This window comes from Streptomyces sp. NPDC058683 (genome assembly GCF_042716195.1).
In the GTDB taxonomy this organism is placed as follows: Bacteria; Actinomycetota; Actinomycetes; order Streptomycetales; family Streptomycetaceae; genus Streptomyces.
In genome coordinates this window covers 206,079-224,848 of record NZ_JBHXSK010000015.1, presented here as the reverse complement: position 1 = coordinate 224,848, position 18,770 = coordinate 206,079, and the positions used below count along the sequence as shown (strand labels likewise).

Annotated in this window: 18 protein-coding genes; 10 read left to right on the top strand and 8 right to left on the bottom strand. The window is 71.0% G+C overall.

Annotated features, from left to right (window positions below; translation table 11 throughout):
* Positions 1-702 (top strand): zinc-binding dehydrogenase (locus ACFWXC_RS18930; RefSeq protein ID WP_384480018.1); only part of this gene is annotated, 702 nt, incomplete at its 5' end.
* 14 nt (positions 703-716) lie between these two features.
* On the opposite strand, the gene ACFWXC_RS18925 is transcribed toward ACFWXC_RS18930, so the two are convergent.
* Together ACFWXC_RS18925 and ACFWXC_RS18920 are read right to left on the bottom strand one after the other, a co-directional pair.
* Positions 717-1,655, bottom strand: a complete 939-nt coding sequence (locus ACFWXC_RS18925; RefSeq protein WP_384480016.1) for a DMT family transporter — start codon at positions 1,653-1,655, stop codon at positions 717-719.
* 139 nt (positions 1,656-1,794) lie between these two features.
* Complete coding sequence (locus ACFWXC_RS18920; protein ID WP_384480014.1) at positions 1,795-2,442, bottom strand: TetR/AcrR family transcriptional regulator; 648 nt, start codon at positions 2,440-2,442, stop codon at positions 1,795-1,797.
* A gap of 65 nt (positions 2,443-2,507) precedes the next feature.
* On the opposite strand from ACFWXC_RS18920, the gene ACFWXC_RS18915 reads away from it, so the two are divergent.
* From ACFWXC_RS18915 to ACFWXC_RS18905, 3 genes are all read left to right on the top strand, one after another.
* Positions 2,508-3,659, top strand: a complete 1,152-nt coding sequence (locus ACFWXC_RS18915) for an acyl-CoA dehydrogenase family protein (protein WP_384480038.1) — start codon at positions 2,508-2,510, stop codon at positions 3,657-3,659.
* A gap of 84 nt (positions 3,660-3,743) precedes the next feature.
* Positions 3,744-4,031 (top strand): YiaA/YiaB family inner membrane protein, encoded by a 288-nt coding sequence (locus tag ACFWXC_RS18910; protein ID WP_351739973.1) that lies wholly within the window; start codon positions 3,744-3,746, stop codon positions 4,029-4,031.
* Positions 4,032-4,122: 91 nt separating this feature from the next.
* Entirely contained in the window at positions 4,123-4,746 is a 624-nt protein-coding gene (locus ACFWXC_RS18905) for a TetR/AcrR family transcriptional regulator (RefSeq protein ID WP_384480012.1), read from the top strand.
* A gap of 19 nt (positions 4,747-4,765) precedes the next feature.
* Here ACFWXC_RS18905 and ACFWXC_RS18900 read toward each other — a convergent pair whose 3' ends face one another.
* The gene (locus ACFWXC_RS18900; RefSeq protein ID WP_384480010.1) at positions 4,766-5,227 is read right to left on the bottom strand and encodes a MaoC family dehydratase; all 462 of its coding nucleotides are present in this window, start codon (positions 5,225-5,227) and stop codon (positions 4,766-4,768) included.
* 112 nt (positions 5,228-5,339) lie between these two features.
* On the opposite strand from ACFWXC_RS18900, the gene soxR reads away from it, so the two are divergent.
* Positions 5,340-5,798: a redox-sensitive transcriptional activator SoxR gene (gene soxR / locus ACFWXC_RS18895; protein ID WP_384480008.1), complete on the top strand. Its 459-nt coding sequence runs from the start codon at positions 5,340-5,342 to the stop codon at positions 5,796-5,798.
* Positions 5,799-5,901: 103 nt separating this feature from the next.
* Here the strand turns inward: soxR and ACFWXC_RS18890 are convergent, their stop codons facing one another.
* The gene (locus tag ACFWXC_RS18890) at positions 5,902-6,504 is read right to left on the bottom strand and encodes a hypothetical protein (protein ID WP_384480006.1); all 603 of its coding nucleotides are present in this window, start codon (positions 6,502-6,504) and stop codon (positions 5,902-5,904) included.
* A gap of 268 nt (positions 6,505-6,772) precedes the next feature.
* Between ACFWXC_RS18890 and ACFWXC_RS18885 the strand changes: the two genes are divergently transcribed.
* Entirely contained in the window at positions 6,773-9,562 is a 2,790-nt protein-coding gene (locus tag ACFWXC_RS18885) for a penicillin acylase family protein (RefSeq protein ID WP_384480004.1), read from the top strand.
* Between the two features lie 24 nt (positions 9,563-9,586).
* Here the strand turns inward: ACFWXC_RS18885 and ACFWXC_RS18880 are convergent, their stop codons facing one another.
* Entirely contained in the window at positions 9,587-10,906 is a 1,320-nt protein-coding gene (locus tag ACFWXC_RS18880; RefSeq protein ID WP_384480002.1) for a serine-threonine protein kinase, read from the bottom strand.
* 80 nt (positions 10,907-10,986) lie between these two features.
* A complete protein-coding gene (locus tag ACFWXC_RS18875; protein WP_384480000.1) occupies positions 10,987-12,228 on the bottom strand; it encodes an exo-beta-N-acetylmuramidase NamZ domain-containing protein in 1,242 nt (413 codons plus the stop codon).
* 207 nt (positions 12,229-12,435) lie between these two features.
* Between ACFWXC_RS18875 and ACFWXC_RS18870 the strand changes: the two genes are divergently transcribed.
* From ACFWXC_RS18870 to ACFWXC_RS18855, 4 genes are all read left to right on the top strand, one after another.
* Positions 12,436-13,200 (top strand): SDR family oxidoreductase, encoded by a 765-nt coding sequence (locus tag ACFWXC_RS18870; RefSeq protein WP_384479998.1) that lies wholly within the window; start codon positions 12,436-12,438, stop codon positions 13,198-13,200.
* Positions 13,197-14,873 (top strand): class I adenylate-forming enzyme family protein, encoded by a 1,677-nt coding sequence (locus ACFWXC_RS18865; RefSeq protein ID WP_384479996.1) that lies wholly within the window; start codon positions 13,197-13,199, stop codon positions 14,871-14,873. Before ACFWXC_RS18870 ends, ACFWXC_RS18865 begins: the two co-directional genes overlap by 4 nt.
* Positions 14,874-14,902: 29 nt before the next feature.
* On the top strand, positions 14,903-15,496 hold the full coding sequence (locus ACFWXC_RS18860) for a TetR/AcrR family transcriptional regulator (RefSeq protein WP_089103029.1): 594 nt from the start codon (positions 14,903-14,905) through the stop codon (positions 15,494-15,496).
* A gap of 134 nt (positions 15,497-15,630) precedes the next feature.
* Complete coding sequence (locus ACFWXC_RS18855) at positions 15,631-16,359, top strand: methyltransferase domain-containing protein (protein ID WP_384479994.1); 729 nt, start codon at positions 15,631-15,633, stop codon at positions 16,357-16,359.
* Positions 16,360-16,429: 70 nt separating this feature from the next.
* Here the strand turns inward: ACFWXC_RS18855 and ACFWXC_RS18850 are convergent, their stop codons facing one another.
* Both ACFWXC_RS18850 and ACFWXC_RS18845 read right to left on the bottom strand, forming a co-directional pair.
* Complete coding sequence (locus tag ACFWXC_RS18850; RefSeq protein WP_384479992.1) at positions 16,430-17,644, bottom strand: acyl-CoA dehydrogenase family protein; 1,215 nt, start codon at positions 17,642-17,644, stop codon at positions 16,430-16,432.
* Between the two features lie 6 nt (positions 17,645-17,650).
* Positions 17,651-18,673 carry a phosphotransferase family protein gene (locus tag ACFWXC_RS18845; protein ID WP_384479990.1) on the bottom strand — a complete coding sequence of 341 codons (1,023 nt, stop codon included), beginning with the start codon at positions 18,671-18,673 and terminating at the stop codon, positions 17,651-17,653.
* Positions 18,674-18,770: the final 97 nt, after the last annotated feature.

Genomic DNA, 18,770 nt, shown 5'->3' with positions numbered 1-18,770 from the left:
GGCCTGAACGTGGCCGCGTTCGCCGAGGAGACGGTGGTCGCCGAGTCCTGCGTCCTGCCGCTCCCCGCCGGCATCCCGCTCACCGACGCGGCCCTCCTCGGCTGCGCGGTGCTCACGGGCTACGGCGCCGTTCACAACGCGGCGCGGGTCCGCGAGGGCGAGACCGTCGCGGTGTTCGGCGTCGGCGGGGTGGGCCTGGCCGCCGTCCAGGCGGCCCGGATCGCGGGCGCGTCCCGGATCGTCGCGGTGGACGTCTCCGCGGCGAAGGAGGAGCTGGCCCGGGCCGCCGGCGCCACCGACTACGTGGTCGCCTCCGACACCACACCCCGCGCGATCCGCGCCCTCACCGGCAAACAGGGCGTCGACGTCTCCGTGGAGTGCGCCGGCCGCGCGGTCAGCATCCGCGCGGCCTGGGAGTCCACCCGCCGGGGCGGCCGTACGACGGTGGTCGGCATCGGCGGCAAGAGCGAGCAGGTCACCTTCAACGCCCTGGAGCTCTTCCACTGGGGCCGCACCCTCTCCGGCTGCGTCTACGGCAACTCGGACCCGGCCCGCGACCTGCCGGTGCTCGCCGGACACGTCCGGGCCGGCCGCCTGGACCTGGGCATGCTGGTGACGGAGCGGATCGGCCTGGACGGCATCCCCGCCGCGTTCGAGAACATGCTGGCCGGCAAGGGCGGCCGGGCGCTGGTCGTCTTCTGACCCTCAGGTGACCGTCACGGCACCTGTTCGGAGTGCGGCTCCCCGGCCGCCGGCGCGCTGCGGGGAGCCCGCGTCCCTGCTCGCGCCCGCGACCGGGACACCGCCACACCGGCCAGGCACAGCAGCCCGCCCACCAGGGTGACCGGCCCCGGCACCTCGCCCAGGGCCAGCCAGGACATCAGCACGACCAGCGCCGGCACGGCGTACGTCGTCGCGCCCATCCGGCTCGCGGTGGTCCGGGCGAGGGCGTACGCCCAGGTCGTGAAGGCGAGTGCGGTCGGGAAGATCCCGAGGTACACCATGTCGAGGGTCGCGGACAGCGGCGCGTCGGCGACCTGGTGCACCAGTTGCCCGGCGAACGGCAGACAGGCCACGGTGCCGACGAGACACCCGTACGTCGTCACCTGGAGTGCGCTCGCCCGGGCCAGGGCGGGCTTCTGGGAGACCACGCCGGCCGCGTAGGCGACCGCCGCGAGCAGGCACAGCACCACGCCCAGCACCGAGGAGCCGCCCCCGCCGGCCATCGACAGCCCCACGGTCACGGCACCCGCGAACGACACCGCCATCCCCGCGAGCAGCCGAGGCGGCATCGGGTCGCCGAGCAGCCGGGCCCCCAGCAGGGCGATCAGCAGGGGGCCGACGTTCACCACGAGGGCGGCCGTCCCCGCGTCCACCTGCTGCTCGCCCCAGTTCAGGGCGACCATGTAGAAGCCGAACCACAGCACGCCGGATATCCCGATGCCCCGCCAGGCGGACCGGGGCGGCAGCCCCTCGCGCCGCACGAGACAGAGCAGCCCGAGCGCGAGGGACCCGGAGAACAGCCTGCCGAGGGCGAGGGCGCCGGGGGAGTAGGAGTCACCCGCACTCCGGATGGCCACGAAGGCGGAGGCCCACAGCACGACGGTGACGACGGCGGCGAGGGCGGGCAGCGGGCGGGGCGCGGGATTCGTCATGGCACCGAGGTTAGAGAGGAGGGACGGGGCGGGGCTGGCGGATTTCGGACGGCTGGGTGGGTGGCTGGTCGCGCAGCTCCCCGCGCCCCCGGCGGGGCACGTCGTGGCTGCGGGCGGTCGCCGGACGTCCCGCCGCCCGCTACGCCTTCTCTTTTGCTCCCGCGAACTGTTGGGCCAGCCCGTCCAGCAGGGCCCGCAACCCCGTCTCGAACGCCCGCTCGTCGATCTTCTCCTGCTGTTCCGCCAGCAGATGCGCCTGCCCGAGATGGGGATAGTCGGCCGGATCGTAGGCACTCGCGTCGTCCACGAAGCCGCCGGCGAACGACCCCAGCGCCGACCCCATGACGAAGTACCGCATCAGCGCCCCGATCGACGTCGCCTGCGCCGGCGGCCACCCCGCGTCCACCATCCCGCCGTAGACCGCGTCCGCGAGCCGGAGTCCGGCGGGCCGGCGGCCGGGGCCCCGGGCCAGGACCGGGACGATGTTCGGGTGGTCGCGGAGCGCGGCCCGGTACGACACCGCCCAGTCGTGCAGCGCGGTCCGCCAGTCCCGCCCGTCCCCGCCCTCGAACATCGACAGGTCGACCTGCGCGCTCACCGAGTCCGCGACCGCCTCCAGGATCTCGTCCTTGGTGCCGAAGTGGTTGTAGAGCGAGGGCCCGCTCACCCCCAGCTCGGCCGCGAGCCGGCGGGTGGAGACGGCCGCCAGACCCTCCGCGTCCACGAGTTCCCGTGCCACCCGGACGATCCGGTCGGTGCTGAGGAGGGGCTTGCGCGGTCGGGCCATGGCGCACATAGTAGGGCTGCACCAAGAAACTAGCAGTGCTAATTTAAATGTGGGGTGATCGCATGGTGGACCTGGGACTCAGCGAGGAGCAGACCGCCGTACGGCAGCTCGCCCGGGACTTCGTCGAGCGCGAGATCGCCCCGCACGTGATCGCCTGGGACCGCGCCGAGGAGGTGGACCGGGGGATCGTGAAGAAGCTCGGCGAGGTCGGCTTCCTCGGTCTGACCGTCGACGAGGAGTACGGCGGCTCCGGCGGCGACCACCTGTCGTACTGCCTGGTCACCGAGGAACTCGGCCGCGGGGACTCCTCCGTGCGCGGAATCGTGTCGGTCTCCCTGGGCCTCGTCGCCAAGTCCGTCGCCGCCTGGGGGAGCGAGGAGCAGAAGCGGCGCTGGCTGCCGGGGCTGACCTCCGGCGCGTACCTCGGCTGCTTCGGCCTCACCGAACCCGGCACCGGCTCCGACGCGGGCAACCTCACCACCCGCGCCGTTCGCGAGGGTGACGACTACGTCGTCAACGGCTCCAAGATGTTCATCACCAACGGCACCTGGGCCGACGTGGTCCTTCTCTTCGCCCGCTCCACCGACGCGCCCGGCCACAAGGGCGTCTCCGCCTTCCTGGTGCCCACCGACACCCCCGGCCTGACCCGCCGTGCCGTCCACGGCAAGCTCGGCCTGCGCGGCCAGGCCACCGCGGAACTCGTCCTGGAGGACGTCCGCGTCCCGGCCGCCGCGCTGCTCGGACCCGAGGGCAAGGGCTTCTCGGTCGCCATGTCGGCGCTGGCCAAGGGGCGGATGTCGGTCGCCGCCGGCTGCGTCGGCATAGCCCAGGCGGCGCTGGACGCGGCCGTGGCGTACGCGGGGCAGCGCGAGCAGTTCGGCACGCCGATCGCCGGCCACCAGCTGGTCCAGGAGCTCATCAGCGACATCGCCGTCGACGTGGACGCGGCCCGGCTGCTGACCTGGCGGGTCGCCGATCTGATCGACCGCGGCCTGCCGTTCGCCACCGAGTCCTCCAAGGCCAAGCTCTTCGCCTCCGAGGCCGCCGTGCGTGCCGCCAACAACGCCCTCCAGGTCTTCGGCGGCTACGGCTACATCGACGAGTACCCGGTCGGCAAACTCCTGCGCGACGCCCGGGTGATGACCCTCTACGAGGGCACCAGCCAGATCCAGAAACTGCTCATCGGGCGGGCGCTGACAGGCGTTTCGGCGTTCTGAGCGGGATACGCCCGCGGCCGGTCTGAGTACCTGGTGAGTACTTCGGCGGATGTGGCGCGGCCCACATCCGCCGATCCTCGACGTATGAGTGACACACCGGTCAGACAACAGAACACGGCCGCCTTCTACGGTCAGGCCGTCGCCTCCTTCGCCATCGCCATGACGGCCACCGTCATCGGCATCTTCCGGCTGCACGCCGACGCCTGGGTGCGCGGCTTCCTGGGCATCGCCGTCCTCTATCTCGTCACCTCCGCCTTCACGCTCGCGAAGGTCATCCGTGACCGCCAGGAGGCCGGGCAGATCGTCAGCCGCGTCGACCAGGCCCGGCTGGAGAAGCTGCTCGCCGAACACGACCCCTTCGAGAAGCTCTGAGCCGCGTGACAAGCTCTGAGCGGGCACACTAAGCGCTCGCTCAGCTTCGGCGGTATGGTGGAGCTCCGGTATCGAGAGGGGCGAGCGAGCGATGAGTACGGCGGAGGAGACGACCGGCGGCGAGGTCGAGCCGTGGGAAGAGGTCACCCCTGACGCGGCCCGGCGGCTGCTGGTCGCCGCCGTGGAGGCCTTCGCCGAGCGCGGCTACCACGCCACCACCACCCGCGACATCGCGGGCCGCGCGGGTATGAGCCCCGCCGCCCTCTACATCCACTACAAGACCAAGGAAGAGCTGCTCCACCGGATCAGCCGCATCGGTCACGACAAGGCCCTGGAGATTCTCCAGACGGCGGCCCGGCGCGAGGGCACCGCCGCCGAGCGGCTCGCGGACGGCGTCAGCTCCTTCGTCCGCTGGCACGCCGGGCGGCGCACCACCGCCCGGGTCGTGCAGTACGAGCTGGACGCCCTCGGCCCCGACGCCCGTGCCGAGATCCTCGGACTGCGCCGCCAGGTCGACGCCGAGGTGCGCGGGATCATCCAGGAGGGCGTCGAGTCCGGGGAGTTCGACGTCATCGACATCCACGGCACCACCCTCGCGGTGCTCTCCCTCTGCATCGACGTCGCCCGCTGGTTCAACGTGGACGGCCCCCGCACACCGGAGCAGGTCGGCGCGCTCTACGCCGACCTCGTGCTCCGGATGGTGGGGGCCAAGTAGCCCTGCGGGCGGAGTGGTCCTACAGGTAGTACCGGGACACCGACTCCGCCACGCAGACCGGCTTGTCGCCGCCCTCGCGCTCCACGGTGAAGGCGACGCTCACCTGGACGCCGCCCGTGACGTCCGTCACGTCGGTGATCGTGGCGGTGGCCCGCAGCCGGGAGCCGACCGGGACGGGGGCGGGGAAACGGACCTTGTTGGTGCCGTAGTTCACGCCCATCTTGACGCCCTCGACGCCGATCAGCTGGGGGCCGAAGAGCGGGAGCAGCGACAGGGTCAGATAACCGTGCGCGATGGTCGTCCCGAACGGGCCCGCGGCCGCCTTCTCCGGATCGACATGGATCCACTGGTGGTCGCCCGTCGCCTCCGCGAACAGATCGATCCGCTTCTGGTCGACCTCCACCCAGTCGGTGTGGCCCAGTTGCTCGCCCACGGCCGCCTTCAGCTCGTCGGGGGAGGTGAAGATCCTCGGTTCTGCCATGTCCCGGCCCTCTCGCGGTCGCGCGTCCATACCTAAGCAACTGCTTAGCATGGTCGGGTACGGGCTCCCTGTCAACGGAGCGCGGCCCACGTGGGTCGGTAGGCTCTGCGGGGTGCCGCAGATTCCCGAGAAGATCCAAGAGCTGAGCGTCGGCCAGTTGTCCGCGCGCAGCGGCGCCGCCATCTCCGCACTCCACTTCTACGAGGCCAAGGGGCTCATCAGCAGCCGGCGGACCACCGGCAACCAGCGCCGCTACACCCGCGACACACTGCGCAGGGTGGCCTTCGTCCGGGCGGCACAACGCGTCGGCATCCCCCTGGCCACCATCCGCGAGGCCCTCTCCGCACTCCCCGAGGAACGCACCCCGACCCGGGAGGACTGGGCCCGTCTCTCGCAGGCGTGGCGGGTCGAACTGGACGAACGCATCAAGCAGCTCAACCGCCTGCGCGATCACCTCACCGACTGCATCGGCTGCGGCTGCCTCTCGCTGGACACCTGCGTGCTGTCCAACCCGGACGACGCCTTCGGGCAACGCCGGGCGGGTTCGCGCCTCTTGCCGGAACGTCCCTGAACCTGGCCGGCGACGGCGTTCGTGAGGGTGGCGGTCGTCACCGACGGCGGCCGGTCCTTCCGGCAGTTGGGGGGTGCGGCATCCCCGGCGCACCCCCAGGTGGTCAGGCCGACATGAGCAGCCGCCCGCGCCTGGCGTAGGCCAGGGCCTCGGGGGTGAGCACCGGACGCGGCACCAGAATCCCGCAGTCCGCGCAGACCGGACCGGCGGAGGGCTCGTGGTCCAGGTCGTACTTCCAGATGAGGCGCTCCCCCGCGCACACCGGGCAGACCGCGCCCGGTTCGCGCTCCAGGGCGGCGATCAGCCGTCGCAGCACCTCGGCCAGTGGTTCGTCGGGGTGGACCCGTGGGTCGTCGCACCAGGCCACTCCGAATCCGCCCCAGGTCAGCCGGTGCCAGTCGTCCACGCTGCCCGGGCGGCGCAGCCCGTCGTGCTTCTCCTTCTTGCGGCGCTCGGCGAACTCGACCTCGTAGGCCAGCCAGACCGCCCGCGCCTCTTCCAACTCCTCCAGTGCGCCCACGAGACGCGCTGGATCGGGGGACCGGTCCTCAGGACCGAACCCGGCCCGCGAGCAGAGATGGTCCCAGGTCGCGCGGTGCCCGTAGGGAGCGAACCGCTCCAGGCACTTGCGCAGTGAGTAACGTCGTAGCGCCAGATCGCACCGTGGGTCTCGCACCTGTCTCGCCAGACTCCGGAAACCGGCCATCGCCCTGCACCTCCGTCACACCTGCACCTGTACTTCGGTCACTTCGGCGGCGTCGCACGGACTTCGCGCGGCGTTGCCGTATAGACGTATCGACACTCGAATCGGCTCCATCCGATTTCCGATGCCGTCCATAAGGCCGCCCGCCTTGACCGACGGCCGGTGACACCGCCGACGCGGGCGACCACTCCAAAACTTGACGCATGTTCATCTTCAATCTCGGGGATACCGGCGGTAACGTCCGGCACCACCCCCGTCGTGAGGAGTCGCCATGCCCCGGCGTACCAGACATCACGCGTTGTTCGACAAACTGAGAACTCCCCGCAAGCTCCCCGGGTTCCTGAAAGCCGCATCCGTATGCGTGCTCATCGCGGGTCTGCTCTCCCCGCTGGCCCAGGCGACTCCGGCAGCGGCGGCCACGGCCTCCAACGACTACTGCGGCGGCCAGTGTTCGGACATCCTGCCGCCCGGTGAGAACGGCAACGCCACCCTCGCCCAGGTCCTGCTCAACCAGGCCTTCGGCATCCAGCCCGACCACGCCGAGGACCAGCTCGGCCCCTACAACAACCTGGCCACCGGTTACTCCACCCTCACCGACGCGAAGATCAACACGTTCTTCAACGACTCGTCGTTCGGGGTCGCTTCCGATCAAGTCGCCTCCACGGAGAGTCCGGCGGGTCGCAGCGACGTGACGATCGTCCGCGACAAGAAGACGGGCGTACCGCACATCACCGGTACCACCAGATACGGCACCGAGTTCGGCGCGGGCTATGCCGCCGCTGAGGACCGGCTGTGGCTGATGGACGTGTTCCGCCACGTCGGGCGCGGCCAGCTCACCACCTTCGCCGGTGGCGTCGCCTCCAACCAGGGCCTTGAGCAGGAGTTCTACCGCAACGCCCCGTACACCGAGGCCGACCTCCAGGCGCAGATCGACAACGCCGTCGCCAACAACGGCACCCGCGGCCAGCAGGCCCTCGCGGACGCCAACGCCTACCTGGCCGGCATCAACTCCTACATCGACGCCTCCGACAGCGGCCGTTACTTCCCCGGCGAGTACGTCCTGACTGGCCACAAGGACTCGATCACCAACGCCGGCACCATCGACCACTTCAAGATCACCGACCTGGTCGCGCTGGCCTCCGTGATCGGCTCGCTGTTCGGCTCCGGCGGCGGAGGCGAGGTCAACAACGCGATATCGCTGCTCGCCGCCCAGGAGAAGTACGGCGTGGAACAGGGCACCAAGGTCTGGGAGTCGTTCCGTGAGCGCAACGACCCCGAGGCCGCTCTCACCGTCCACAACGGCGAGAGCTTCCCGTACGGCACCAAGCCGTCCGACCCGCAGGGCGAGGCACTGCCGGACTCCGGTTCGGTGACGACCGAGCCACTGGTCTACGACCCCACCGGCACCGGCGCCGACCAGAGCGCCTCCGCCGCCTCCGCCGCGGCGACCGCGACCGCCCTCAGCTCGGCCAGGCGCGGGATGTCCAATGCCCTCGTCGTCAGCGGCAAGTCCACCGCGAGCGGCCACCCGATCGCCGTGTTCGGACCGCAGACCGGCTACTTCGCCCCGCAGCTGCTCATGCTCCAGGAGATCCAGGGCCCGGGCATCAGCGCCCGCGGCGCCTCCTTCGCGGGCCTGAGCATGTACGTCGAACTGGGCCGCGGCCAGGACTACGCGTGGTCCGCCACCACGTCCGGCCAGGACATCATCGACAGCTACGCCGTCGAACTCTGCCAGGACGACTACCACTACCTGTACCACGGCACCTGCACGGCCATGGACAAGGTCGAGCAGAAGAACTCCTGGAAGCCGACGACCGCCGACGGCACCGCCGCCGGCTCGTACACCATGCGCGTGTGGAAGACGAAATACGGACCTGTCCAATACCGCGCGACCGTCGGCGGGAAGAAGGTCGCCTACACCACCCTGCGCTCCTCCTACATGCACGAGGCCGACTCGATCATCGGCTTCCAGATGCTCAACGACCCCGACTACGTGAAGAGCCCCCAGACCTTCCAGAGTGCGGTGCAGCACATCAACTTCACCTTCAACTGGTTCTACGCCGACTCCTCGCACACCGCGTACTACAACAGCGGCAACAACCCGGTCCGGGCGAGCGGGGTCGACCCCGAGTTCCCGGCCTGGGGCCAGGCGGCCTACGAGTGGCAGAACTGGGACCCGGCCACCAACACGGCCGACTACACCCCGGCCTCCGCACACCCCAACTCCGTCGACCAGGACTACTACATCTCCTGGAACAACAAACAGGCGCTGAACTACACGACGGCGAGCTGGGGTGACGGTTCCGTCCACCGCGGCAACCTGCTCGACGACCGGGTGAAGAAACTCGTCGCGGCCGGGGGAGTCACCCGCTCTTCGCTTGTCAAGGCCATGGCAGACGCGTCGCTCACCGACCTGCGGGCCGAGGACGTGCTGCCGGACCTGCTGAAGGTGATCAACAGCAGTACGGTGACCGACTCCACGGCCGCCGCGGCCGTCACCAAGCTCCAGACCTGGCTGACCGCGGGCGGCAAGCGCACCGAGACCTCGGCGGGTTCCAAGACGTACGCCAACGCCGACGCCGTCCGGATCCTGGACGCCTGGTGGCCGCTGCTGGTGAAGGCCGAGTTCCAGCCCGGCCTCGGTGACACCCTGTACACCGCGTTCACCAACAACCTGTACATCGACGAGACCCCGTCGGCCGCGCACGGTCCGACCGGGTCGCACGCCGGAAGCTCCTTCCAGTACGGCTGGTGGAGCTATGTCGACAAGGACATCCGCTCGGTGCTCGGGCAGAGCGTGTCGGGACCGCTGGCGCAGCAGTACTGCGGCGGCGGCAGCCTCAGCGCCTGCCGGGACATCCTGATCAGTACGCTCAAGACGGCGGCCGGGACCAGCGCGTCCACGGTCTACCCCGGGGACTCGCTGTGCTCGGCGGGCGACCAGTGGTGCGCCGACTCGATCGTCCAGCGCACCCTGGGCGGCATCAAGCACTACAACATCAGCTGGCAGAACCGCCCGACCTTCCAGCAGGTCGTGGAGTTCACCTCGCACCGCTGAGCTGATACGTCCACGGCGGCGGGGTCACGCGATGCGCCCCGCCGCCAGCACCACCCGCGCCAGTTCGGGGTGCACGATGTCGCTGTGTGCCCCGGACGGCGGGCCGCCCCTCTTCACGACCGCCGCCGCGTCGACGTTCACGCAACCCGGCGCGGCGAGCGGGCCGCGCAGGGCCGCCGCCAGGTCCAGTGACCGGGTGCCCGGCACCGCCTGCACCCCGTCGTGCCCCATCGCACCCCACCTGGCGCCCAGCGCCCTGGCCACGTCCACGCCCAGCGCCGACTCGCAGTCGTCCGCCATCCGCGAGGCCAGCGGATACATCGTGCCGAGCGCCCCGTCGAAACGGGAGTAGCAGCACACCAGCGGACCGTCGATGCGGTTCTCCTGGCCGTGCAGCACCCCGCCCGCGCGCGGGTCGTGGGGCAGCCGGGCGGCGAACGCGTAGTGCGAGAAGGCCCCTTGCAGCAGCGTCACGGACTTCACCGTGCGCACCCCGTCCGGCAGCCCGCGCAGCGCGAACGACACCAGCCGGCCGCCGAAGCTGTGCCCGACCAGATGCACCCGTACCCCCGGGGCCGCCTCGGCCAGCTGCCCGATCACCCGCCCGAGCCCGCGCTCCCCGACGGTGCCGGCGCGCCGCTTCATCGCGTAGTACGTCGCCTGCCGCAGCAGCTCCTTCGCGCCGTCCCAGGGGTTGGGCAGCGCGAACTCCGCTGTGCCGGGGCCCGGCCGGAGGGAGGCCAGGGTCTGCGCGAACTCCTCGCACAGGGCCGTCGTGTCCCCGGTGAACAGCACCGGCTCGCTCTGCGGGACGCCCTCCGCGAGCGTGTCCGCCGCGAACAGGGGCTGGGGCCCGCCCGGCAGGACCTCGACGAGCAGCCGTACAAGGCGGCCGAACTCCTCCAACTCGCCACCCGGGCGCTGGTCCAGCATCCGGGCGATCTGGTCGACCACGGTGGCCCGCCCCGGGAACGTGTCGAGGAGCGCGTGCCGGGTGTCCTTGTCGAGGACGGGGGCCGGTCTCTCCTCCGCCTCCGTGGCCACCACGGACTTCGGGAAGTCCGGGATCGGCTCGTCGCAGAACCGCATCGACGGCCACACCACCCCGGCGTACCCGATCCTCGCCTTCGGCACGAGCTTCGGGATCGGCGCGAAGAACCGCCGGTACAGGGAGGTGGCGCCCGAACGGTCGTTGTTCCAGCCGTGCGCGAAGACGATCAGGTCATGGACGCCATGGGCCGTGACCTCGCCCAGCAGCCGGTCGCGTTCGGCGCCGTCCGGGTCGCCGTCGGCGTCGAAGGTCAGCTCCCAGTAGGGAGCCACACTCATCCCAGGATCCGCCATACCAGGCTCCTCGTCCCCCGAACCGGTGCGATGTGCGCGCATCGTCCCGCCGCCGGGCAAGGTTGGCCATACACCGCGCCTCACCTGTAGAGGAGAAATTCCTTTCGGATGCGGCGGAATGCGGCGAGTTCGTCCTGCCAGGCGCCGACGATCTCGTCCGTGCCCGCGCCCGCGTCGGTCATCGTGCGCACGCTGGTGGATCCGGTGAGCTTGTCGATCCAGTCGTCCGGCCGCCAGGCGAAGCCGCTCCACACCTTCTTGGCGGTGACCAGGAGTGCGATCCCGGTGCGTACGGGGTCGTAGGCGGCCCGGTCGTGCACATGGATCTGCACTCCGCCGACCGTCTTGCCCTGGAACTTGGAGAAGGTGGGCGCGAAGTACGCCTCCCTGAACCGCACGCCCGGCAGCCCGAGTCCGTTGACGGCGGCCGCCCACCGGGCGTCGACGCCCTCCGCGCCCAGCAGTTCGAAGGGGCGGGTCGTGCCGCGCCCCTCGGACAGGTTCGTGCCTTCGAAGAGACAGGTTCCCGAGTACACGAGGGCGGTGTCCGGGGTGGGCATGTTGGGGCTCGGCGGCACCCAGGGCAGTCCGTAGGCGTCGTGGAAGCGGTCGCGCCGCCAGCCCGTCATCGTCACGACGTCCAGTGCGACCGGGGTGCTCAGGAACTCCGCGTTGAACAGCTTCGCGAGCTCGGCGACCGTCATCCCGTGCGCCTGCGCGATCGGCTGCCGGCCGACGAAACTGGCGAACTCCCTGTGCAGGACCGGGCCCTGGGCGGTGCGGCCGGTGACCGGGTTGGGGCGGTCGAGCACGACGAACCGCTTGCCCGCCAGCTGGGCTGCCTCCATGCAGTCGTACAGCGTCCAGATGTACGTGTAGAAGCGGGCGCCGACGTCCTGGATGTCGAAGACGACCGTGTCCACGCCGGAGGCGGTGAAGACGTCGGCGAGGGGCCGGCCGCTCTTGAGGTAGGTGTCGTAGACGGGGAGGCCGGTCGCCGGGTCGTCGTAGCGGCCCTCGGAGCCGCCGGCCTGGGCGGTGCCGCGGAATCCGTGCTCGGGGCCGAAGACAGCGGTGAGCTGCACGCGGGGGTCGGCGTGCATGACGTCGACGATGTGGCGGACGTCGGTGGTGATGCCGGTGGGGTTGGTGACGATGCCGGCCTTTTGCCGGCCGAGGAGGGCGTAGCCGTCGGCGGAGAGGCGGTCGAAGCCGGTCTTGAGGGCGCCGTGGGCGTCGGTTGTGGTTGCCGCGGGTAGGGCTGCCATGGCTGCTGCCGTTGCCGTGGCCGCGGTGAGCAGACTTCGTCTGGACGGGCGCATGGGGGTGGCCTCCGTGGTCGTCCGGGTGCCGGCCGGATGGGGCTGGTCGCGCCCACGCGGCGGTAGCCGCATGTTGGCACAGCCTCGCGCCCCTTTGGGGCGCGCTGCAGCTTAGGGGGTGCGACAGCTGCCCTTTTCTCAAACATACCGACCGGTTAGTGTGTCGGTGCTGAGCCGAGTCTGGTCGCGTCGTGTCGAAGGAGACCGATGGTGGGAGCCGTGCAAGATGCCCGAGTCGTCGTCACCGGGGCGGGAGGCGGCATCGGGGCCGCCCTCGCCCGGCGGTTCGCCGCCGAAGGCGCCCGCGTCGTCGTGAACGACCTGGACGGGAACAAGGCGGGCGCCGTCGCCGAGGAGATCGGCGGGATCGCCGTTCCGGGTGACGCGTCCGGCATCGTCGGCGCCGCCAGGGACGCGCTCGGCGGGAGCGTCGACGTCTACTGCGCCAACGCCGGTCTCGGCTCCGGCGGGTCCGAGTCGGCCGCGGACGCCGTCTGGGCCTCGGCCTGGGACGTCAACGTCATGGCTCACGTGCGGGCCGCGCAGGAACTGCTGCCGGACTGGCTGGAGCGCGGGAGCGGACGGTTCGTGTCCACCGTGTCCGCCGCCGGGCTGCTCACCATGATCGGCGCCGCGCCGTACAGCGTGACCAAGCACGCCGCGTACGCCTTCGCCGAGTGGCTGTCGCTGACGTACCGGCACCGCGGGCTCAAGGTGCACGCGATCTGCCCGCAGGGCGTCCGGACCGACATGCTCGCCGCCACCGGCACCGCGGGCGACCTGGTGCTCCAGCCGACCGCGATCGAGCCGGACGCCGTCGCGGACGCGCTGTTCAAGGGGATGGCGGAAGACCGGTTCCTGATCCTGCCGCATCCCGAGGTCGCCGAGTTCTACCAGGCGCGGGCCACCGACCCGGACCGCTGGCTGACCAACATGAACCACATCCAGCAGAAGTGGGAGGCCACCCGGTGACCCAGTCGGAGACCGAGTCCAGCTACGCCGCCCGGCCCTGGGTGGCCCTGCTCAACGACGCCCAGCGCGGTCCGGTCGACCCCCCGGACTCCCTGGTGCACGCCCTGCGGGCCGCCGTGGCCGAGGCACCCGACCGCACCTGCCTCGCCTACTTCGACGCCCGCCTCAGCTTCCGCGAGGTCGACGAGCTGAGCGACTCGGTCGCCGCCCATCTCGCCGAGCGCGGCCTGGAGCGCGGCGACCGGGTCGCCGTGATCCTGCAGAACTCGCCGCACTTCGTGCTCGCGCTGCTGGGCGCCTGGAAGGCGGGCGCGACCGTCGTGCCGGTCAACCCGATGTACAAGTCGGGGGAGGTCTCCCACGTCCTGCGGGACGGCGAGGTGACCGCGCTGGTCTGCTCGCAGCGGGCCTGGGAGTCGTATCTGCGCGACACGGCCGCCGACTCGCCGGTGCGGATCGTGCTCACCGCGAGCGAGCTGGACTTCCAGACGCGCGACGACGCGCGCGTGCTGACCTTCGAACGGCTGCCGCAGGCCGCCGACGCCGAGGACCTGGTGGCCGTCGCCCGCCGGGGCGGTAAGGCGCCCGAGGGGCGGGACCCGGCGCCCTCCGACATCGCGCTGATCAGCTACACCTCGGGGACGAGCGGCGCTCCCAAGGGCGCCACCAACCTGCACGGCAACATCATGTACAACGCGGAACGGCAGCGGACCGGACTGGCGCTGCCCGACGCGCCGGTCTACTACGCCCTCGCGCCCCTCTTCCACATCACCGGCATGGTCTGCCAGCTCTGCGCCTGCCTTACCAGCGTGGGCACGCTCGTGCTGACGTACCGCTTCGAGCCGGGCCTGGTGCTGGAGGCGTTCGCCGAGCACCGCCCGCAGTACACCGTCGGCCCCTCCACCGCCTTCATGGCCCTGGCCGCCCACCCGGACGTCACCCCGGAGCACTTCGCCTCCTTCGTCAACATCTCCTCCGGCGGCGCGCCGCTGCCGCCGGCCCTGGTGGAGAAGTTCCGCACCGGGTTCGGGCCGTACATCCGCAACGGCTACGGGCTGACCGAGTGCACCGCGCCCTGCGCCTCCGTGCCGCCGGAGCTGGAAGCGCCCGTCGACCCGGTCTCCGGGACCCTCGCGGTCGGGGTGCCCGGCCCGGACACGGAAGTCCGCATCATCGACGACGAGGGCAACGAGGTGCCCTTCGGCGAGCAGGGCGAGATCGCCGTACGCGGACCGCAGGTGGTGCCCGGGTACTGGCGGCGGCCCGAGGCCACCGCCGAGACCTTCCCGGACGGCGAGCTGCGCACCGGCGACATCGGCTTCATGGATCCGCAGGGCTGGCTGTACGTCGTCGACCGCAAGAAGGACATGATCAACGCGTCCGGCTTCAAGGTCTGGCCGCGCGAGGTCGAGGACGTGCTGTACACCCACCCGGCGGTGCGCGAGGCGGCCGTCGTCGGGGTGCCCGACGGGTACCGCGGGGAGACCGTCAAGGCCTACATCAGTCTTCGCCCGGGTAGTGCAACCGATCCGGACGATCTCGCCCTCTATTGCAAGGAGAGACTGGCCGCTTACAAATATCCGCGTCAGGTGGAGATCCTGCCCGACCTGCCGAAGACGGCAAGTGGGAAGATCCTCCGACGGGAACTTCGTTCCCGACCGCAACAGAGTTAGCGGACATACGAGAAAGGCAGGTGGCGGCAGTGCCCAGGACGACGGACGGAGACGGGGCTCCTGTTCCGCAGCGGCTTCTTGCCGCCGCCACCCGGCTCTTCGCGGAGCAGGGGTATGACCGCACCTCCGTGCAGGAGATCGTGGAGGCGGCCGGCGTCACCAAGGGGGCGCTCTACCACTACTTCGGGTCCAAGGACGACCTGCTGCACGAGGTGTACGCGCGCGTGCTGCGCGTGCAGCAGGAGCGACTCGACGCCTTCGCGAACGCGGACGAGCCGATCGAGAAGCGGTTGCGGGGCGCGGCCGCCGACGTCGTCGTGACGACGATCGAGAACCTCGACGACGCGATGATCTTCTTCCGGTCCATGCACCACCTGAGCCCGGAGAAGAACAAGCAGGTGCGCGCCGAGCGCCGGCGCTACCACGAACGCTTCCGCGCGCTCGTCGAGGAGGGCCAGCGCGAGGGCGTCTTCTCCACCGCGACCCCGGCCGACCTCGTCGTCGACTACCACTTCGGCTCGGTGCACCACCTGTCGACCTGGTACCGCCCCGACGGCCCCATGGCCCCCCAGGAGGTCGCCGACCACCTGGCCGACCTGCTGCTGCGGGCGCTGCGCCCCTAGGGGGATCGGCCGGCCCCCGACGGACCTGCGCCTACGGGGCATTGGCGGGGCATCGCGCAGGACCCGCGATGCCCCGGCGGGCCCCGCACAGACGTGGTGGCGGCGCGCTGACACGTGCGCATAGTCTCGCCGGCATGGCAGATGTGTTTGCGGGCGTCCGGCTGCTCGGCCCGCCAGTGACCGACGGCGAGTACATCGCCTTGAGCGAGCACGAGACGGTGCACCTGCACGAGTACACCCGGATCTACGCCGTGCCCGGCCTCTACGAGCATGTCGTCCAGGACCGGCTCCGGTGCACGTCGCCGCAGGTCGCGGTGGCGGGTTTCCTGCGCGCGGCCGCGAGCCTCGGGCTGGAACCGGGCTCGATGACGGTGCTCGACGTCGGCGCCGGCACGGGACTGGTCGGAGAACTCGTGCGTCACGCGGGCGTGGCCCGGGTGGTCGGGGTCGACGCGTTGCCGGCGGCCCGCGAGGCGAGTCTGCGCGACCGGCCGGGGGTCTACGCCGACTACGTGGTCGGCGACTTCCTGCTCGGCGACGGCCTCCGTGAGGCACTACGCCCGTACGCGTTCGGCGGATTGGTGTCGGCCGGCGCGTTCGGCGGCACGCACGCCACACCGCGGGCGCTGGAAAACGCACTCGCGATCCTGCCACCCGGGGCCCCCGTGGCCTTCACCATCGACGAGCGGTGGATGGACGCGTCGGATCCGGACGGGTTCGGCGCCGCCGTCGAGCGGCTGATCGCCGACAGGCGCCTTGAGCTGCTGGAACGAACCCGGTTCCAGCACCGGGTGACGACGACCGGCGAGCCGATCTTCTATCAGCTGGTGGTGGGCCGGACCGCGCCGGTGCCGGCCGACTGACCGATACCCCGGGGAAGAAGGGGCCGGTGCGGGCGTCCTCATGCCCGCACCGGCCCCGACGGCCCGTCGCCTACAGGTACTTCATCAGCTCCCGGCGTGCCAGCGAGCGCTGGTGCACCTCGTCCGGGCCGTCGGCGATCATCAGCGTGCGGGCCCCTGCGTACAGGTCGGCCAGGGGGAAGTCCTGGCTGACCCCGCCCGCGCCGTGCAGCTGGATCGCGCGGTCGATGATGCCGACGACCGCGCGCGGGGTGGCGATCTTGATGGACTGGATCTCGGTGTGGGCGCCCCGGTTGCCGACGGTGTCCATCAGCCAGGCGGTCTTCAGGACCAGCAGCCGCAGCTGTTCGACGGTCACCCGGGCGTCCGCGATCCAGTTGTGGACCACACCCTGCTGGGCCAGCTCCTTGCCGAAGGCCGTCCGGGACACGGCCCGCCGGCACATCAGCTCGATCGCCCGCTCGGCCATGCCGATCAGCCGCATGCAGTGGTGGATACGGCCGGGTCCGAGCCGGGCCTGGGCGATGGCGAAGCCGCCGCCCTCCTCGCCGACCAGGTTCGACACCGGCACGCGCGCGTGGTCGAAGACCACCTCGGCGTGGCCGCCGTGCGAGTGGTCCTCGTAGCCGAAGACCTGCATCGCCCGCTTCACGGTGACGCCCGGGGTGTCGCGCGGCACCAGGACCATGGACTGCTGGCGCCGGATGTCGGCGCCGTCCGGGTCGGTCTTGCCCATCACGATGAAGATCTTGCAGTCCGGGTTCATCGCCCCGGAGATGTACCACTTGCGGCCGGTGACGAGGTAGTCGTCGCCGTCCCGCTCGATGTGCGTGGTGATGTTGGTGGCGTCGGAGGAGGCCACCTCGGGCTCCGTCATGGCGAACGCGGAGCGGATCTCACCGGCCAGCAGCGGCTCCAGCCACTGCTTGCGCTGCGCCTCGTCGGCGAACTGGGCCAGCACCTCCATGTTGCCGGTGTCCGGGGCCGCGCAGTTCAGCGCGGTGGGCGCCAGGTGCGGGGAACGGCCGGTGATCTCGGCGAGGGGCGCGTACTGGAGGTTGGTGAGGCCCGCGCCGTACTCGGCGTCGGGGAGGAAGAGGTTCCACAGGCCCTGCCTGCGTGCCTCCGCCTTCAGTTCCCCGACCACGGCCGGGGTGTCCCACGGCGAGGCGAGCGCGGCGCGCTGCTCCTCGGCGACCGCCTCGGCCGGGTAGACGTACTCGTCCATGAAGGCGAGCAGCTTGGCGCGCAGTTCCTCGGTGCGCGCGTCGAACGCGAAGTCCATGGCCGGTCAGCCTTCCTGAAGAGTGGTCAGTCCGTGGTCGATGAAGACGGGGACGAGTTCGCCGATGCGGTCGAAGCCCTCCCCGAGCGTCTGGCCCTGCGTGTACCGGTAGTGGATGCCCTCCAGGATCACGGCGAGCTTGAACCAGGCGAACGCCGTGTACCAGGAGATGTGCGTGACGTCCCGTCCCGAGCGGGCCGCGTAGCGCTCGATCAGCTCCCGCGGGTCCGGGTGGCCGGGCGCCTCGGCGGTCGTCGACACCGGCGAGTCGGGCGTGCCCAGCGGCCGGCTGTACATCACCAGCAGGCCCAGGTCGGTCAGCGGGTCGCCGAGCGTGGACATCTCCCAGTCGAGGATCGCCCTGATCGTGTCGTCGTCGCCGATCAGCACGTTGTCGAGGCGGTAGTCGCCGTGGATCACGGTGGGCGCGGGGGAGCCGGGCAGCCGGCGGCCCAGGGTGGCGTGCAGCTCGTCGATGCCGGCCAGCTCACGGTTGCGGGAGGCGTCCAGCTGCTTGCCCCAGCGGCGCAGCTGCCGGTCCAGGAAGCCCTCGGGGCGCCCGAAGTCGGTGAGGCCGACCTGCTCCGGGTCCACGGAGTGCAGCTCGACGAGCGTGTCGACGAGGGACAGCACGGCGTTCCGGGTGCGCTCGGGACCGAGCGGGACGAGCTGGTCGGCGGTGCGGTACGGGGTGCCCGCCACGAACTCCATCACGTAGAACGGCGCGCCGAGGACCTCGTCGTCCTCGCACAGCAGCACCGGCCGCGGCACCGGCACCTCGGTCGGGTACAGCGCGCTGATCACCCGGTGCTCGCGCTTCATGTCGTGCGCGGTGGCCAGGACGTGGCCCAGCGGCGGCCGTCGTACGACCCACTTCGAGCTGGAGTCGGAGACCGCGTAGGTGAGGTTCGACCGTCCGCCCTCGATCAGCCTTCCGGTCAGTGGACCGGTCACCAGGCCGGGGCGCTCGCGGTCGAGCAGCCCGCGCAGCCGGTCGAGATCCAGTCCGGGCGGGTGGTCGGGGCTCATGCATCGCTCCTACGAACGAGTGAACAGGACCCGACTTATGATGCCGACCAGTCGGTATGTCGTCCAGTCGGTGAGCCAAACGTGACCGGGACCACCC

Excerpts from the sequence above, each read along its gene's own strand:
- ACFWXC_RS18890 (WP_384480006.1), bottom strand. The coding sequence starts at position 6,504 with ATGGCCGGTTTCCGGAGTCTGGCGAGACAGGTGCGAGACCCACGGTGC.
- ACFWXC_RS18925 (WP_384480016.1), bottom strand. The coding sequence starts at position 1,655 with ATGACGAATCCCGCGCCCCGCCCGCTGCCCGCCCTCGCCGCCGTCGTC.
- ACFWXC_RS18905 (WP_384480012.1), top strand. The coding sequence starts at position 4,123 with ATGAGTACGGCGGAGGAGACGACCGGCGGCGAGGTCGAGCCGTGGGAA.
- ACFWXC_RS18920 (WP_384480014.1), bottom strand. The coding sequence starts at position 2,442 with ATGGCCCGACCGCGCAAGCCCCTCCTCAGCACCGACCGGATCGTCCGG.
- ACFWXC_RS18885 (WP_384480004.1), top strand. The coding sequence starts at position 6,773 with ATGCCCCGGCGTACCAGACATCACGCGTTGTTCGACAAACTGAGAACT.
- ACFWXC_RS18875 (WP_384480000.1), bottom strand. The coding sequence starts at position 12,228 with ATGCGCCCGTCCAGACGAAGTCTGCTCACCGCGGCCACGGCAACGGCA.
- ACFWXC_RS18855 (WP_384479994.1), top strand. The coding sequence starts at position 15,631 with ATGGCAGATGTGTTTGCGGGCGTCCGGCTGCTCGGCCCGCCAGTGACC.
- ACFWXC_RS18880 (WP_384480002.1), bottom strand. The coding sequence starts at position 10,906 with ATGGCGGATCCTGGGATGAGTGTGGCTCCCTACTGGGAGCTGACCTTC.
- ACFWXC_RS18845 (WP_384479990.1), bottom strand. The coding sequence starts at position 18,673 with ATGAGCCCCGACCACCCGCCCGGACTGGATCTCGACCGGCTGCGCGGG.
- ACFWXC_RS18850 (WP_384479992.1), bottom strand. The coding sequence starts at position 17,644 with ATGGACTTCGCGTTCGACGCGCGCACCGAGGAACTGCGCGCCAAGCTG.
- ACFWXC_RS18870 (WP_384479998.1), top strand. The coding sequence starts at position 12,436 with ATGGTGGGAGCCGTGCAAGATGCCCGAGTCGTCGTCACCGGGGCGGGA.
- ACFWXC_RS18900 (WP_384480010.1), bottom strand. The coding sequence starts at position 5,227 with ATGGCAGAACCGAGGATCTTCACCTCCCCCGACGAGCTGAAGGCGGCC.
- ACFWXC_RS18910 (WP_351739973.1), top strand. The coding sequence starts at position 3,744 with ATGAGTGACACACCGGTCAGACAACAGAACACGGCCGCCTTCTACGGT.